The 15,821-nt window shown below is 74.0% G+C and carries 12 protein-coding genes; 9 read left to right on the forward strand and 3 right to left on the reverse strand.

Going from position 1 to position 15,821, the window contains the following annotated elements:
- Window positions 1-6: 6 nt before the first annotated feature.
- The 8 genes from ACZ4A5_RS17790 (at window position 7) to ACZ4A5_RS17825 (ending at window position 13,149) form a co-directional block, all read left to right on the forward strand.
- Entirely contained in the window at window positions 7-453 is a 447-nt protein-coding gene (locus tag ACZ4A5_RS17790; RefSeq protein WP_467584180.1) for a GNAT family N-acetyltransferase, read from the forward strand.
- Window positions 454-610: 157 nt separating this feature from the next.
- A complete protein-coding gene (locus ACZ4A5_RS17795) occupies window positions 611-982 on the forward strand; it encodes a CU044_2847 family protein (protein ID WP_467584183.1) in 372 nt (123 codons plus the stop codon).
- 20 nt (window positions 983-1,002) lie between these two features.
- Window positions 1,003-5,415: an nSTAND1 domain-containing NTPase gene (locus tag ACZ4A5_RS17800; RefSeq protein WP_467584186.1), complete on the forward strand. Its 4,413-nt coding sequence runs from the start codon at window positions 1,003-1,005 to the stop codon at window positions 5,413-5,415.
- 232 nt (window positions 5,416-5,647) lie between these two features.
- Window positions 5,648-5,773, forward strand: a complete 126-nt coding sequence (locus tag ACZ4A5_RS17805) for a hypothetical protein (RefSeq protein ID WP_467584189.1) — start codon at window positions 5,648-5,650, stop codon at window positions 5,771-5,773.
- 88 nt (window positions 5,774-5,861) lie between these two features.
- A complete protein-coding gene (locus ACZ4A5_RS17810) occupies window positions 5,862-9,035 on the forward strand; it encodes a lantibiotic dehydratase (protein WP_467584195.1) in 3,174 nt (1,057 codons plus the stop codon).
- On the forward strand, window positions 9,035-10,312 hold the full coding sequence (locus tag ACZ4A5_RS17815; RefSeq protein WP_467584197.1) for a lanthionine synthetase C family protein: 1,278 nt from the start codon (window positions 9,035-9,037) through the stop codon (window positions 10,310-10,312). Before ACZ4A5_RS17810 ends, ACZ4A5_RS17815 begins: the two co-directional genes overlap by 1 nt.
- 87 nt (window positions 10,313-10,399) lie before the next feature.
- Window positions 10,400-11,356, forward strand: a complete 957-nt coding sequence (locus ACZ4A5_RS17820; RefSeq protein ID WP_467584199.1) for a JmjC domain-containing protein — start codon at window positions 10,400-10,402, stop codon at window positions 11,354-11,356.
- Entirely contained in the window at window positions 11,353-13,149 is a 1,797-nt protein-coding gene (locus tag ACZ4A5_RS17825; RefSeq protein WP_467584202.1) for an ABC transporter ATP-binding protein, read from the forward strand. The genes ACZ4A5_RS17820 and ACZ4A5_RS17825 overlap by 4 nt, the downstream gene beginning before the upstream one ends.
- A 126-nt stretch (window positions 13,150-13,275) precedes the next feature.
- Here ACZ4A5_RS17825 and ACZ4A5_RS17830 read toward each other — a convergent pair whose 3' ends face one another.
- Window positions 13,276-13,671 (reverse strand): cupin domain-containing protein, encoded by a 396-nt coding sequence (locus ACZ4A5_RS17830; protein ID WP_467584205.1) that lies wholly within the window; start codon window positions 13,669-13,671, stop codon window positions 13,276-13,278.
- Between the two features lie 52 nt (window positions 13,672-13,723).
- On the opposite strand from ACZ4A5_RS17830, the gene ACZ4A5_RS17835 reads away from it, so the two are divergent.
- On the forward strand, window positions 13,724-14,716 hold the full coding sequence (locus ACZ4A5_RS17835) for a GlxA family transcriptional regulator (RefSeq protein ID WP_467584209.1): 993 nt from the start codon (window positions 13,724-13,726) through the stop codon (window positions 14,714-14,716).
- 166 nt (window positions 14,717-14,882) lie between these two features.
- Here ACZ4A5_RS17835 and ACZ4A5_RS17840 read toward each other — a convergent pair whose 3' ends face one another.
- Both ACZ4A5_RS17840 and ACZ4A5_RS17845 read right to left on the reverse strand, forming a co-directional pair.
- Window positions 14,883-15,464 carry a methyltransferase domain-containing protein gene (locus tag ACZ4A5_RS17840; RefSeq protein WP_467584212.1) on the reverse strand — a complete coding sequence of 194 codons (582 nt, stop codon included), beginning with the start codon at window positions 15,462-15,464 and terminating at the stop codon, window positions 14,883-14,885.
- Window positions 15,465-15,481: 17 nt separating this feature from the next.
- Entirely contained in the window at window positions 15,482-15,664 is a 183-nt protein-coding gene (locus tag ACZ4A5_RS17845) for a hypothetical protein (protein ID WP_467584215.1), read from the reverse strand.
- Window positions 15,665-15,821 lie beyond the last annotated feature (157 nt).

Raw genomic sequence — 15,821 nt, forward strand, 5'->3', positions numbered from 1 at the left:
GCGATCGTGCTGATCAGGGCCGCACGGACCGACGAAGCCGCGATCCTGAGCGAGCTCGCGCTCCGGTCCAAGGCGTACTGGGGCTATGACGCGGCGGCCATGGCCACGTGCCGCGACGAACTCACCGTTTCCGCCTCGGCGCTCGCCGGAACCTCGGTGGCCGAGCAGGGCGGCCGGATCCTGGGTTTCGTCATCGTGGCAGGGAGTCCTCCGTCAGGGGCCTTGGACATGCTCTTCGTCGAGCCTGACGCCATCGGGAAGGGCGTCGGCCGAGCCCTGTTCGGGCACGCCACGGCCACCGCGGCAGAGCGCGGCTTCCGGCGCCTCACCATCGAAGCCGACCCCCATGCCGAGCCCTTCTACCTGGCCATGGGCGCCACGCGCATCGGCACCGTGCCGTCCGGCTCCCTGCCCGGACGATTCCTGCCGCTGCTCGCCGTCGCCCTCCGCTGACGCCAGGTTTCACACCGGGCCGCCGGCGCGCCCCACGTGCCGGCACCTCGGTTCTCGGCCAGTTCTCGTCTCCCGGGCAGAGAGTACTGCTGCGAGGCTGACGGGGGACGACCGCAGGGCGAACACCCGCGGTGTCACGGGAAGTTCAGGGGGAGCCATGGCTTATCTGGTGGAGTTGCCGGTCGGTGCGGCGGACGTGGTGAAAGTCGAGATCGTGGAGGTCGGGGAGGGGCTGGTCCAGGTCGCCCGGCCGGGCCGGATCGTGGCGCGTGCCACCCAGTCGCTGGGCGACATGCTGTCCGGCGTCCGGCCTGTGGCGGAGCATTTCGTCGAGGGCTTTCGCAGCATGGCCCACGCGCCGGACGAGATCGCGATCGAGTTCGGCGTGTCCCTGTCCGCCGAGGCCGATGTGGTCATCTCCAGCACGGCGGCTCAGGCCAACTTCAAGGTCTCCCTCACCTGGCAACGACCGCCCACCGGCGATATGGATCCCGTCGCGGACGGCCCGGCCGCGGACGGCAGACGCTGATGCCGTTACCTCCGGGGGCCGTGGCGAGAACCGGTCCCAAAGCCCTGGACGCCGCCGTGCTGCGGATCCGCGACGCGCAGGGCGCCGCGGTGGGCCTGGGCTTCCTGGTCACCGCCGACCGGGCGCTGACCTGCGCACATGTGGTCTCCGCCGCACTGGGCCTGCCCGCGGGCGCCCGGCCGGACGCCTCCGCGCACCTTGTGGTGGATCTGCCACTGCTGGCCGGCTCCGCACGGGACGGCCACAGCGCCGAGGCGCAGGTGGAGCACTGGGTCGCCGCGCAGCCGTCGGGCACCGGGGACGTGGCCGTGCTGCGGCTGAGCACTCCGCTGCCCGGTGCCCAGCCCGTCCGGCTGGTCGAGGCCCAGGACGTGTGGGGACATCCGGTGCGGGCCTTCGGCTTCCCGGCCGGCCGCCCCGGAGGGGTCTGGCATTCCGGCGTCCTGAGGGCCCGTCAGTCCAACGGGTGGGTGCAGGCCGATCTGGCCGCGCACGGCTACCGGATCTCCCGGGGCTTCAGCGGCGGCCCCGTATGGGACGAGAAGCTCGTCGGTGTGATCGGCATGGTGGCGGTGGCCGAGACCGGGGATCCCCCGGCCGGGTACCTGGTCCCCACCGACGGCCTGCTGGCGGCCTGGCCGCGGCTGCGCGAGCTGACCCTGCTTCCCTCGCCGTTCCGCAGCCTGGTGCCGTTCCAGGACGCGGACGAGGCGGTGTTCCACGGCCGGAGCGCCGAGACCGGCGAACTCGTCGGGATGCTCGGCCGCGAGCGGTGGACCACGCTCGTCGGCCCTTCCGGCTCGGGCAAGTCGTCACTGGCCCTCGCCGGTGTCATTCCGCGGATGCGGGCGGCCGGCACCTGCGCCGTCGTCGTGCGGCCGGCTTCCGGCCGCAGCCCGCTGTCCGCCCTGGCCGCCGCGCTGCTGCCGCTGCTGGAACCCGAGCTGACGGCGACGCAGCAGCTAGAACGCACCCCCGACCTGGCCGGTCTGCTGCACCGGCAGGGGCTGGCCGACGTCGTACCACGGCTGCCGCACCGGCACGCCACCCGTCAACTGCTCATCGTGGTCGACCAGTTCGAGGAGCTGCTCACACTCGACCCGGAACCCGTCGACGAACTGGCCGACGTCCTGTTCCGCGACACCCTGCCGAGCGGTGTCCGGGTGCTGACCACGCTGCGGGCCGACTTCCTCGAGGCCGCGCTCGCCCATCCGGGCCTCGGTCCGCTGTGCGGCCGTCAGATCTACGCGCTCGGGCCGATGAGCGCCGGGCAACTGCGGGAAATCGTCACCGCCCCGGTCGACGCCATCCCCGGCGTGTACTACGAGCCCCACCTGGTCGACCGCATCCTGGCCGACACCAGCAGCGAGCCGGGCGCCCTGGCGCTGCTCGGCTTCACCCTCGACCTGCTCTGGCAGCACCAGGCCGGCGGCCTGCTGACCCATCATGCCTACGAGGAACTCGGCGGTGTCACCGGCGCCTTGGGCGCCTACGCCGACCAGGCGTGGGACGAGAACGTGCTTCCCGCGGACGAGGCGACGGCACGCCGGCTGTTCACCCAGCTCATCCGGGTGCCGCTGGGGTCGGCGGCCGCCACGCGCCGCACCGTGCCACGCCCCGAGCTGGACACGGACCAGTGGCGGGTCGCGCAGGAGCTCGCCCGTACCCGGCTGCTGGTCACCGACCTCAGCCCGGAGGGCCGCGAAACCGTGGAACTCGCCCACGAGGCCCTGATCACCGGGTGGGGCAGACTGCGGGACTGGGCCGGCGAGGACCGCTCGTTCCTGGTATGGCGGGAGTCGCTGCGCCACGACATGGACCGCTGGGAGCGCGGCGAGCGCGCCGCGGACCTGCTGCCGACCACCATGGCCCTGGCCGGCGCCCAGCACTGGCTGCGCGAGCGGGCGGCCGACCTGAGCGACGCCGAACGGGATTATGTGCGGCGGGGGCGCGCCCACCGGCGTCGCCGGACCCGACGCCGGCGTGCGGTCCTCGCCGTGATCTGCGTCCTCGCGCTGGTGGCCAGCGCCTTCAGCGTGCTCGCGGTACGACGTGGCGAGGACGCCGCTCACAAGTCGGCAGTCGTGCAGTCGTCGCGGCTGGCCGCCGACGCGGAAGCGGCCAGAGCCGCCGACCCCGGCCTCGCCGCACAGCTCGCGGTCGCCGCGTACCGGTCCGCCCCCACCCAGGAGACCGCCACCGAGCTGTACGCCGCGGTGCGCACGCCGCTGGACAGCGTCGTGGGCGTCACCGGCAAAGAGGTTCTGCGGGTCGCGGCGGAGCCGGACGGGCCGCTGGCCGCGGCCGTCGGCATCGACGGGTCGTTGCGGATCTGGGACCTCGCCGAGCCGGCTGCCCCAACGTTGCAGGCCACGCTGCACACACGTCCGACGGGGATCGCCCTCGCCCCGCACGGCAGGAAGCTGCTGGCCGGCGGCTGTCCGCGCCCGGGCCTCTGCCTGTGGGACCTGACGGCACCCCGGCATCCCGTCGTCGCCGCGCGGTTGCCCCTGCCCACGCGGAGCAAGGAGCTCGACCAGGTCAGTTCGATGGCCGTCAACGCGGACGGAACCCTGCTGGCCGCCGCGTCGGAGCAGGGTTTCGCAGTGGTGTGGTCGATAGAGCAACCCACACACCCACGTCTCGTGGCCGAACTTCGCAACCCCACGGAGCGGAGTTCGGGCGCCCTCGCCGCGGTCGCGTTCTCTCCGCACGGCAATGTGCTCGCCACGACCATCCTGGGTGGCAAGACGCAGTTGTGGAACCTCTCCACCCCGTCCGCGCCGACGAAGGCGGCCACGATGGACACGGGGTACTCGGCCGTGGCCTTCAGTCCCGATGGAAACTTCCTCGCAGCCGTCGGGGACCGCGACATCGGACTCTGGGCCGTCAAGGATCTCTCCAAGCCTGGGCAGATCAAGGTGGACACCAACAGCTCCTCCGCTGGGCTGGACTTGATGGCGGTGGCCTTCAGCGCGGACAGTCGCCACCTTGCGATGGGCAGCGTGCACGCCGACGACACCAACAGCGAGCTGTGCCTGCTGAGCATGCCCCCCACCGGCCCGAAGGATTCGAACTCGGCCAGCTGTACCAAGACCGGATATACCACTCTGGCCCTCGCCTACGCGCACGGCGGTGCCCTGCTGAGCGGCGGCTCCGACGGGGTGGTGCGGTCGTGGCACATACCTCTGCCGGAAGCTCACGCCGCGAGTGTGTCGAGCGCCACCGGCAAATGGGCGTTCAGTCCTGACGGGCACCTGATGGTGGCGCCGGTCCACACCGACACCAGCGGCCCCCTCAAGAGCCCGTCCCCCTCACCTCTCGGTATCTGGGATCTCTCCGCATCCGGCGGACCCGTCCGCGTGGCCACGGTCACCTTGCCCGACTTGGTGCAGCAGGTCACATTTCTCAGCCCAGCGGTCCTGCTGAGCGTCGCGCACGACGGAGCGGTGCAGCTGTGGAACCTGCGCGACCCGCACCGACCCGCGCAGGCGACCTCACTTGGCACCGCCGAATTCATCCCCGGGCCCCGGGTTTTCGACGCCGACTCCATCGCCGATACAGGCGTCCGTTGGACCGCTTCCGGCACCTTGGTCTCGCTCCAAGGCGCCGACCGCAACATGCATATGTGGCACATCACCGATTCCGGCCGGGCCACCGAGACCGGCTCGATCCCCCTCCCCGACCCGAGGACCGGCTTCGGCGTCGTCCTGGAGGGCGGCGACACAGCCATGGTCGTGACAGCGGTCGGAATCGACTGGTGGAACATCAGCGACCCGGCGCACCCGGTCCGCGGCGAGACCACACGGCTCCCCGGAGCGAACCACGGGGACCTGGCCTGGGCCCGCCATGTCGTGACCGTCGCGGCCACAGCGCAAGACCACTCCACCGGCGGCCGGACCCTGCGCCTGCTCGATGTCACCGCCGGCAAGGTGCGCTCATCGGCCACCGTGCAGGAGTCCTACGGCGGGCACCTGAACATGAGCCTGGACGGCCGCCGCCTGGTCACCAGTGGCACCGGCAACAACACCGTCGTCCTGTGGGACATCAGCGACCCCGCTCACCCGGGCACTCCCGCCACCGTGCGCACCCTCGAGGACACCAACGGCATCGCCATCAGCCCGGACAACAAGCACATGGCGGTCTGGGACCTCGGCTCGTCGGAGCACCACGTCCAGCTGTGGGACATCAGCGACGCGGCCGCGCCGGCACTCACCGCGACTGTCACGCCCCTCAACCGGACCTTCATCGATGCCGTCGAGTTCCCCCGCGACCGTACTCTCGTGGTGTCGAACGGCACCTCGGTCTTCTCCTTCGACACCAGCCCTTCCAAGGTCGCCGACCTGATCTGCTCGTACACCGGAAACTCCCTCACCGCCGAACAGTGGAAGAAGTACGCACCAGGCACATCGCACCGGAACCCGTGCCCATGACGACGGCGAACGGCCGGACCCGTACACCGAAGGACCGGGTCCCGGACGGAAGTAGCGGCAGGCCCGGGGCGCTCGCGCGCCGCCCCTCGCCGCGCCCCCGGGCTCGTCGATGCCGCGTCCATGGCACGTCAACCCCACGTCGTTCGCGTCTTTGTACGGTTCTTGCACGCCGCCGGGAAGAGCCCGGAGGCCGCCGCCGGAGACGGTGGCACATCGGATGCAAGGAGTCGTCATGACGAACTTCGACGAGCTGTTCGAGCTGGACATCATCGAGATCGCCGCCCCCGTCGAGGAGCCGCAGGCCGATGCCCAGGCCGCGACCGGCTCCTGGCCGTTCAACTGCAAGACCACCATCTGACGGTAGGTCCTGCTCAGAACCGCCAAGTGAGGCGGCCCGGTCCACGGGCCGCCTCACTCGTTCCCCCGCACTTCCCTGGAGGCTCCCCGTGGCGGCACCCGCGACCCACCCGGGCGACGGCACCCCCGGCCCGTCGACCTTCCGCTGCGCGGACACCCTGCTCTTCCGGGCGGCGATCAGGCCGCCCGAACCGCCCGCCGCCGATGACGGGCCCGGCGACGGCGAGGCGGATCTGCGGGCCCACCTGCGCACCGCCGCGGCCGATGACCGGCTCCGGGAGGCGGTCGCGCTGGCGAGCCCCTCACTGAGCCGGACCCTCGACGCGGTGCTCGCCGGGGAACCGGTCCGGATCAAGCAACTGCGGCGCACGGTAAGGGCGTTGGCGCGCTACCGGTTGCGGATGTCCGGCCGGGCCACGCCCTTCGGCACCATGGCAGGGGTGGCCGCGATCGGCTTCGCCGAGGGGCCCGGGGCGGCCGCGGTCCGCTGGGGCGAGCACCACCGCAAGGCGGTACGCCCCGACATGGGCTGGCTGACCGAGGTGGTGGCACGGCTGGAGCGGGAGCCGGCCGTGCTGCGGCCGCTGCGCGTGACCGCCAACGACCTGTGCTTCGTACGAGGCGGCCGGCTGGTCGTCCCGTACGTCCCGGCCCCCGGAGCGGGCGCGCGCCCGGCCGCCCAGGAGGTGTCGGTGCGGGCCGGCGAGGTGGTGCTGCACGTCGTGCGGCGCGCCGCCCTGCCCGTACGGTTCGGCGATCTCGTCGCGGAACTCCTCGCCGCCTATCCCGGGGCGCCGGCCGGCAGCGTGGAGCGGCTCCTCGTCGACCTCATCGGATCGGAGGTGCTGCTGACGGAGCTGCGCCCTCCGCTCGACGGCCCGGATCCGCTCGGCCATGTGCTGGACCTGCTGCCGGCACCGGACCCCACCGCCGAGCCACTGCCCGCCGCGGTGTCCGGGATCGCCGCTGAACTGTCGGTCATCCAGAAGGAGTTGACCGCCTACGCGTCCGCTCCCCTGGGCGGCGGACTCGAGGCCCGGAGTGCCGCGAGCAGCCGCATGGCCGCCCTGCACCCCTCGGACCACCTCCTCCAGGCCGACCTGGGGCTCGACGTGACGGTCCGCCTGCCCGCCGCCGTGCGCGCCGAGGCGGAACGGGCCGCCGAGGCCCTGTGGCGGCTGGCCGCGGCCCGGCCGGGCCCATCTCATCTGCGCCAGTACCACCTGGACTTCCTGGAGCGGTACGGAGCCGGGCGCGCCGTACCGCTGAAGGAGGTGCTCGATCCGGACACCGGCCTCGGCGGCCCGGCCGGCTATCGCCTTCCCGCCACCGCGCGGACCCCGCACGCCGAGCCCGCGGACCTCCGCGGGCAGGAGCAGGACCGGCTGCTGACCGAGCTCGCCCAGGAGGCGTCCCTCAACGGTGAGCGCGAGATCGTGCTGGACGACGCGCTGCTGGACCGGCTCGCCGCCGAAGGCGGGGACGCGCCGATGCCGGCGCCCTCCTTCGAGATCCTGGCGCAGTTGCTCGCCGACACCCCCGAGGCACTGGCCGACGGTGACTTCCGGCTGGTCGTCACCGGTGGGGCGCGTACGGCCGGAGCGCACGCGGGGCGCTTCGGATTCGTGCTGGGCGCTGCGGACGACCACGTCACCAAGCTGGTGGGAGAGGTGCCCGTGACGCCCGGCGCCGTCGCCGCGCAGATGAGGTTCCCGCCGCCGCGCGGTGCGACCACCAACGTGGCTCTGGTGCCGCGCCGTCTGGAGCACACCATCACGCTCGGCGCGTTCGCCGACCGCACGGACGGGACGGATCTCGGCGTGTCCGACCTGGCCGTCGTCGCCGACATGCACCGGCTGGCGGTCGTCGCGCCCCGGCTCGGCCGGGAGGTCGTGCCGGTGGTCCCCAGCATGCTCGCCACCGCGTGGCACGCGCCGAACGCGGCACGCTTCCTGCACGAGGTGACCGAGAACGGCCTGCCGGCCTGGCCGCGCTGGCGCTGGGGGGCCGCGGATACCCTGCCGTATCTGCCCAGGGTCCGGCGCGGGCGCACCGTACTCGCCCTGGCCCGCTGGCGCCCGACCGATCCAGCGCTCCAGGACCGGGCCACCGCGCCCGGCGACTGGGAACGGCTCTTCGACGCCTGGCGGTCCCGCTGGCGGGTGCCCGACCGGGTGGAGAGCGTCAGCGGCGACAACCGCGTCGCCCTCGACCTGCGGCGCCCCTTCCACCGCACACTGCTGCGGGACGAGTGGCTGCGCCGTCCGGGCGGCGTCCTCCAGGAGCTGCCGACGAGCTGTGGCCCCGGCTTCGGCTGGCTGGCCGACGGCTCCGGGCGGCCGGGCCGGGTCAACGAGATCGCCTTCCCGTTGATCAGGTCGGCTCTGCCGTCCGGCTCCGTTCGGCCGGTGTCCGTTCCCGAGCCCCGCCGCGTCCGCGTCGCCCATCTCCCCGGTTCGCAGTGGCTGTACGCCAAGGTGTACTGCTCCGCCGAGCGCCAGGAGGAGATCCTCGCCCGGCGGCTGCCGCACCTGCTGGTGGGCCTGGACGGTGAGGTGGACCGCTGGTTCTACCTCCGCTACCGCGACCCGGACCCCCACCTGAGGCTGCGCTTCCACGGGGACCCCGCCGTCCTCACCGGTTCCCTGCTGCCCCGGCTGAGCGCCTGGTCGGACCAGCTCGCGGCCGAGGGGCTCGGGGGCAGGCTGGTGCTGGACACCTTCGAGCCCGAACTCGAGCGCTACGGAGGGCCGGCCGCGGCGGCCGCCGCCGAACGCGCCTTCCACGCCGACAGCATCGCCTGCCTGGAGCAGGCAGCCCTCCTCGACCGCCGGGAACTGGTCCTGGACAGGACCGTGTTGACCGCGCTCGGCCATGTCGACATGGCCTGCCGGGTCACGGGCACCGCCGAGGGCATCCGGCACCTGCTCGACCGCCCCGCGGTCGCGGGGGCGGCCGAGCCCTCGCGTGCCGCCAAGGACCAGGCGCGGGAGCTGATCGACCCGCTCGGCGACTGGCAGCGGCTGCGTGCCCTGCCCGGCGGCCCGGCGCTGCTCGCCTGCTGGGAGCGCCGGGCTCCCGCCCTGGCCGCGTACGGGTCACTCCTGCGCGAACTCGGCGCCGGCACGGTCCCGTTGGATTCCCTCCTGCACATGCACCACAACCGGCTCACCGGCATCGACCGCCCAGCCGAGGAGCGTTCCTTCGCCCTGGCCGCCGTGGCCCTGCGCAGCCGCCAGGGCCGTGTGCGGGCGGCCCGGTGATGGGGGACGACGCTCTGCGCGGGCGGGCCGCCGGCGTCGTCGCGACCGTCGCACGGCGACTCGCCGACCCCGAGGCCCACCCGGCCTGGGACGCCTCCGCCTTCCGCGCCGCGAGCCTCAGCGACGGCGCACCGGGCATCGCGCTGTTCCACGCCGAACTGGCGCACACCGATCCGGCGCACCGGCCCGTCGCCCACCGGTGGCTCCGTCGTGGTGCCGCGCTCGCCGCGCAGGCGACGGCCCCCGGACCGCAGGGGCTGTACGGGCCGCTGGCCGCGCTGTCGTTCGCCCTGCACCGGGTGGCGGAGGGCGCGCGGAGCACGGCGCGGGCCCATCTCAGGGACCAGGTCGCCGAGATGGCGGGCGCCCGGGCCCAGCGCGAGGAACGACGCCTCGGCGAGCGCCTGGGGTGCACCGCCTTCACCGCGTACGACGTCATCAGCGGGCAGGCCGGACTCGGCGCGCACCTGCTGGAACTCGGCGGTCCGGCCGATGCCGCCGTCACACGGCTGGTGCGGGCACTGACGGCACTCGCCCGGCCGGTGCGCGCGGACGGCCGGTCGCTGCCCGGCTGGTGGGTGGCGCTCGACGCGGACACGTACCGGCCGGTCGCCCCGGCGCGGGGACACGCCAACCTGGGCATGGCCCACGGCGTCCCCGGCCCGCTGGCGATGCTGGCCCTGGCCTGGCGGCAGGGGGTGCGCGTGCCCGGCCAGCGGGCCGCGATCACCGGCTTCGCCGAATGGCTCCTCGCGCAGCGCCGCACGGACACCGCGGGCTCCTGGTGGCCCGGCCAGCTGACCCCGGGTCCGGCGCAGCAGCGGCCCGGACGGCCTTCCTGGTGCTACGGCGCTCCGGGCATCGCCCGCGCCCTCCACCTGGCGGGCCTCGCCCTGGGTGTCCCCCACTGGCGGGAAGCCGCCGTCGCCGCGCTGCGCGCCGCGCTGACCCGCGCCGCGACGGGGGAAGCGGAGCCGTCGGCCGAACCCGGGCTGTGCCACGGCCTGGCCGGGCTGCTCCAGACCACCTGGCGTGTGGCCCGTGACAGCGGCGACGCGGAACTCGCGGACCACCTCCCGCGGCTGGCCGCCCGGCTGCTGGACCTCGTCGACGAGGACGAGCCCTTCGGCTTCGCCACCGCCCCCGGCGAACGCCCGCTCGAGGAGCACCCGGGCGGCTTCCTCACCGGCGCGGCCGGTGCCGCGCTCGCCCTGCACACCTTCGCCACGGACACCGTGCCCGCCACGCGCTGGGACCGCGCGCTCCTGCTGGCCTGACCGGCCCCGGCCCGATCCCGCGGCCCGTCCTTCGGCTTGCCCGACGATCCGACGTACCCGACGTACCCGACAGAGAGAAGAGACCCCATGCACCGGGAGGAACTCACCCGCTGGGTGGGCGACACGGACGCCTTCATGGACCGCTGCTGGCGCACCGCGCCGGCCCTCTTCCAGCCCGGCCCCGACGCCGGTCCGACCGCCCCGCTCACCCTGGAGGACATCGACACCGCGGTGGCGGGCGGGCTGCTGCGGGCGCCCCACTTCGAACTCGCCCGGGCCGGCGACCCCGTGAACTCCTCCCAGTACACCCGGGCGCGCACCGTCTCGGGCATCACCACCCCCGGATACATCGACCCGGACCGCGTACGGGCGCTGCTCGCCGAGGGCGCCACCGTCGTGCTGCGCAACGTCGAACACTGGCACCCGGCCACCCGCGCGCTGACCCGCAGGCTGGAGGGCGAACTCGGCCGCCGGGTCGAGGCGTTCTTCTTCGTCACACCGCCGGGGTCGCAGGGGCTCGACCTGCACCGCGACGACGCCGACGTCCTGTTGCTCCAGAGCACCGGCCGCAAGCGCTGGACGGTGCGCAGCGGCCCGGCCGGCCCCGACTGGAAGCCCGGCGAGGCCGCCGATGGCGGCCCGGTGCTGCTGGAGGACACCCTGAGCCCCGGGGAGGTGCTCTACATCCCCCGCGGCTTCGCCCACCAGGCGGTGGGCAGCGAGGGCCTCTCCTCCCACCTCTCGCTCACGATCCGGGAAGTCGGCACGCAACAGCTGTTCGCCGCTCTGCAGCGTCTGCTGCTGGACTCGCTCCCGCTGCCGGGCCGCCCGCTGGACGACGACGCCCTGCACACGACCGCCGAACTGCTCCTCCACCGCTTCCGCACCCGGCTGCCGGAGCTGACCGCCGCGGCCGTCGTGGAGCACGCGCGGCGCGCGCAGCTCGCCGAGGGCGCGATCCCCGGACTCGGCGCCGACCCGGGCATCGCCGCGCTGGCCGCCCGCCTCGGCGCGCCGCACCACTCCGCGGCGAGCACCGCGTGAGCAGCGCGGAGGCGCTGCTCAGCCCCACGGCGACCGACCACGCGGCGCCGGCACCCGTACCGCCCTCCGGGCTGCGCCTCCTGCTGACGCGCCATCTGCGCCCGCACCGGGGCCGGCTCGCGGCGGGCGCGGCGCTCGCGCTGCTCGGCGGGCTGGCCGGGCTCGCCGAGCCCATGGCGGCCAAGGCCCTCATCGACCGGCTCGTCGCCGGTGGCTCACCCACCGCGTCCGCGGTCGGCCTGGCCGCCCTGGTGCTGGCCGCCGTACTGATCACGACGGCGGGCTCGTATCTGCTGGAGCGCACCGCCGAGGGTGTCGTACGCACCACCCGTGAGCGGCTGGCCGCCCGGGTGCTGCGGCTGCCGGTGGCCGACATGGACCGGCAGCGCCCCGGCGACCTGGTCGCCCGGCTGACCTCCGACACCACCCAGCTGCGGGCCGCCGTCGGCCAGGCCCTCGCGACCTGCGCGACCTCGGTCCTGATGGTCCTCGGCGGCCTGGCCGCGATGTTCTTGCTCGACGCCGTGCTCGCGGGCGCCACGGTCGCCATGATCGGCACGGTCTGCGGGATCGGCACGCTCACCCTGCCCCGGATCGGCCGCGCCGCGCGTTCCTCCCAGCAGGTCACCGGCGAGCTCGGCGCCACGCTGGAACGCTCGCTCGGCGCCTTCCGCACCGTCAAGGCCAACGGCCTGGAACGGCGGGAGACCGCCGCCGCCCAGGACGCCGCCCGCCGCGCCTGGCGCAGCGGCGTACGCGTCGCCGGCTGGGAAGCCGCCGCCGAAGTGGCCTCCGGGCTCTCCGTACGGCTGGCGTTCCTCACCGTGCTGGGCTTCGGCGGCACGCGGGTGGCCACCGGGCAGATGACCATGTCGGCGCTCGTCGCCTTCCTCTTCTACGTGCTGTTCATCGGCCCGCAGCTCACCCAGCTCGCCGGGAGCGCGGGCCTGGTGCAGCGGGGCGCGGCGGCCGCGCAGCGCATCGACGAGATCGAAGCGCTGGCCGTGGAGCCCGTGGCGGACCGCGCTCCGGAGCCGCCCGCGCCACAGGCGGCGCCCTCCGCGCTGGAGTTGCGGGCCGTCTCCTTCCGCTATCCGGGCCGGGGCACCACCGTCCTCGACGAGCTGTCGCTCGACGTCCCGGCCGGCGGGCTCACCGCGCTCGTCGGGCCGTCCGGGGCCGGCAAGAGCACGGTGTTCGCGCTGCTGGAGCGGTTCTACGAGCCCGGCTCGGGCCGGATCCTGCTCGACGGCCGCGACCTGCGGGACTGGCCGCTGACCGAACTGCGGGCCGCCATCGGGTACGTGGAGCAGGACGCCCCCGTCCTGTCCGGCACGCTGCGGGACAACCTGCTGCACGCGGCGCCGTGGGCCTCCTCCGGTGAACTGGGCGCGGTCCTCCGGCTGACCCGCCTCGACGGGCTCGCCGGCCGGCTGCCCGCGGGCCTGGACACGGAACTCGGCCACCGGGGCACGGCGTTGTCGGGCGGCCAGCGCCAGCGCGTGGCCATCGCCCGCGCCCTTCTGCGCCGCCCCCGCCTGCTCCTGCTGGACGAGGCGACCTCCCAACTCGACGCCGAGAACGAGCGGGCCCTGCGCGACGCCGTCGCCGACATCGCCCGGGAGACGACCGTCGTCGTGATCGCGCACCGCCTGTCCACCGTCACCGAGGCCCGCCGCATCGTGGTCCTGGAGTCAGGCCGCGCCCGCGCGACGGGCACCCACCGCGAGCTTCTCGCCTCGGACGAGCTCTACGCGCGGCTCGTCCGGACGCAGTTGCTGGACCACTCGTGAACGCAGGGAGGTGTGGCCGCCGATCCGGCCCCGCGGCCCGGCCAGGGGCACCGCTTGCCACCCCGTGCCCCTGCCGGCTGCGCGCAGTCGAGCGGGCCGGGCGGCGCCCGAAGCCCGCCCGTCAGCTCAGGTGCCGAGGGTGTGCCCGGTCGTCGCGTCCACATGGTCCGGGACCTCATCGTGGCGATCGCCCACGGTCAGCGTCCCCGTGGGTTCGAACACAAGGATCGCGGCGCCGGACGGAGCGCCCGGCTTGTGCTCCGTGCCGCGGGGGACGGTGAAGACCGATCCCCGCGGCAGCAGGACCGTGCGCTCCCCGTCGGGCTCGCGCAGGGAGATGCGCAGCTCTCCGTCGAGTACCAGGAAGAACTCGTCGGTGTCGTCATGGACGTGCCAAATGTGTTCGCCCTCGACCTTGGCGATGCGGACGTCATAGTCGTTGACGCGCGTGACGATGCGGGGGCTCCACAGGGCGTCGAAGGAGGCCAGAGCCGTGCTGAGGGGGATGGGTTCGTTGCTCATGGACTCATCGTGGGCCGTTTCGCACCGCCGGCGTGAGTGATAGGAATCGCATATGGCGAAAGGATCCTCGCACGCACCGCGCTCGGCCGGCGTACACCGGGTCGTCGTGATCGTCGACGAGAACTCGAACCCCTTCGAACTCGGCTGCGCGACCGAGGTCTTCGGCCTGCGAAGGCCGGAGACCGGCCGTGACCTCTACGATTTCACGCTCTGCTCCCCCGGGCCCCGCACCCTGATGCGGGACGGGTTCTTCACTCTCACGGGAGTGGCCGGCCTGGAAGCGGCCGATACGGCGGACACCTTGATCGTGCCCAACCGCCCCGACGTCGAGGTGCCCCGTCGCCCCGCCGTGCTCGATGCCGTCCGACGGGCGCACGCGCGCGGCGCGCGTCTGGTCGGCTTCTGCAGCGGCGCCTTCACACTGGCCGAGGCCGGCGTCCTCGACGGGCGCCGGGCCACCGCGCACTGGCAGTGGGCGGATTCCTTCCGGGCCCGCTTCCCTTCCGTCCACCTCGCGTCGGACGTGCTGTTCGTGGACGACGGTGACATCCTCACCGCCGCGGGGAGCGCGGCCGCGCTCGATCTCGGGCTGCATATCGTCCGCCGCGACCACGGCGCGGAAATCGCCAACTCCGTGAGCCGGCGTCTGGTCTTCGCGGCGCACCGGGACGGAGGCCAGCGGCAGTTCGTGGAGCGCCCCATACCCGACCTGCCCGACGAGTCCCTGGCACCGGTGCTGGCCTGGGCCCAGGAGCGGCTGGACCAACCGCTCACGGTCTCCGGCCTCGCGGCGCGCGCGGCGGTCAGTCCGGCGACACTGCATCGCCGCTTCCGAGCACAGCTGGGAACGACGCCGTTGACGTGGCTCACAGGGGAACGGCTCGCCCTGGCATGCCGGTTGATCGAGAGAGGCGAGTCCCGCTTGGAGGTGGTCGCGCGGCGCAGCGGGCTCGGCACCGCCACCCATCTGCGCACGCTGATGCGCCGCGAGACGGGCATCACGCCGTCGGCTTACAAGCGCCGGTTCGGGCCGGAGGTGAATTGACCACGGGGGCACCGCTTCCGGCGCGGCCCGGAATGTGCCTCAGCGGTGGCTGTCACCGGCGCCAGGCCACCGGCGACCAGCCGGCCCTTGGGGTCCCGGGGCGGTCCGGTGAGCCCGCCTTCCGCGACCACCCGGCGAACGCGGGTCGTACGGCCGGCCGACGCCGCTATGCGGAGGTGGGGAGAGTGAAGCGGGCCAGGAACAGGTCCTGGCGGGGGTGGTGTCCCCCGGCCTGCTCGATGAAACGGCGGCGCGCGCGTTCGCGGGCGGCGGGGTCGGCGGTGCGCAGGGGTTCGGCGAAGCCGTAGTTCACCGCACGCTGCCAGATCTCGGCGGGGGCGTCCAGGGGTTCGGGGTCCTCCCATACGATCCGCTGGATGTCCTCGGCCTCCAGGCCGAGGGAGCCGGCCAGTTCGCGCAGCCGGTGCGTGGTGCCCAGCTCGGCGTGCAGGTCCGGCAGATCGATGCCCTCGGCTTGCGCGGCCTGGCCCATCAGGTGGTTGACGCTGACGCCCTCGGCTCGTGGCACGGTGAACACGATCGCCGCCCCGGGGCGTGCGACCCGGGTCCATTCCCGCACCGCGGCCCAGGCGTCGAGGTAGGGCAGGCCGGCGACGCACATGACCAGGTCGAAGCGGTCCGCGCCGAACGGGAGCCGGTGGGCGTCGGCGACCGCGTAGAAGCAGTTGCCCGGTGAGCGCTCGGTGGCGACGCGGAGCATGCCGGGTGAGAGGTCCACGCCGGCCACGTGGCCGTCTCCGCCCGTCAGCGCGGCGGCCCCCCGCGCGGCCAGCCCTGTCCGGTGGCCACGTCGAGGACCCATGTGCGGGGGCGTGGCGCGGCCAGGCGTACGGCTTCTCGCGCCTGCCACCGGTGCACGGCGCTGGTGTCGTAGGTCGCTGCCCGCCGGTCGAACTCCGCGCCGATCCTGCCTCCCTCTCGTCCCATCCCCCACTCCTACCACACCACCCCCTATTGGGACATCCGAGGCAGCAGCCTGGCTGGCGAGCCTGACTGCCGGTGGGGAGTCGGGCTGGCTGTAGGTGGGCGGGAGTTGGCCGCCGGTGGACCAGGATGGCGAGCACGGCCGGCGTGAGGCCCCGGG

The organism is Streptomyces sp. NPDC025618 (assembly GCF_055558795.1).

Bases quoted from the DNA above. Each gene is read 5' to 3' on its own strand.
- ACZ4A5_RS17795 (WP_467584183.1), top strand. From the start codon at position 611: ATGGCTTATCTGGTGGAGTTGCCGGTCGGTGCGGCGGACGTGGTGAAA.
- ACZ4A5_RS17805 (WP_467584189.1), top strand. From the start codon at position 5,648: ATGACGAACTTCGACGAGCTGTTCGAGCTGGACATCATCGAGATCGCC.
- ACZ4A5_RS17815 (WP_467584197.1), top strand. From the start codon at position 9,035: ATGGGGGACGACGCTCTGCGCGGGCGGGCCGCCGGCGTCGTCGCGACC.
- ACZ4A5_RS17820 (WP_467584199.1), top strand. From the start codon at position 10,400: ATGCACCGGGAGGAACTCACCCGCTGGGTGGGCGACACGGACGCCTTC.
- ACZ4A5_RS17830 (WP_467584205.1), bottom strand. From the start codon at position 13,671: ATGAGCAACGAACCCATCCCCCTCAGCACGGCTCTGGCCTCCTTCGAC.
- ACZ4A5_RS17835 (WP_467584209.1), top strand. From the start codon at position 13,724: ATGGCGAAAGGATCCTCGCACGCACCGCGCTCGGCCGGCGTACACCGG.
- ACZ4A5_RS17845 (WP_467584215.1), bottom strand. From the start codon at position 15,664: ATGGGACGAGAGGGAGGCAGGATCGGCGCGGAGTTCGACCGGCGGGCA.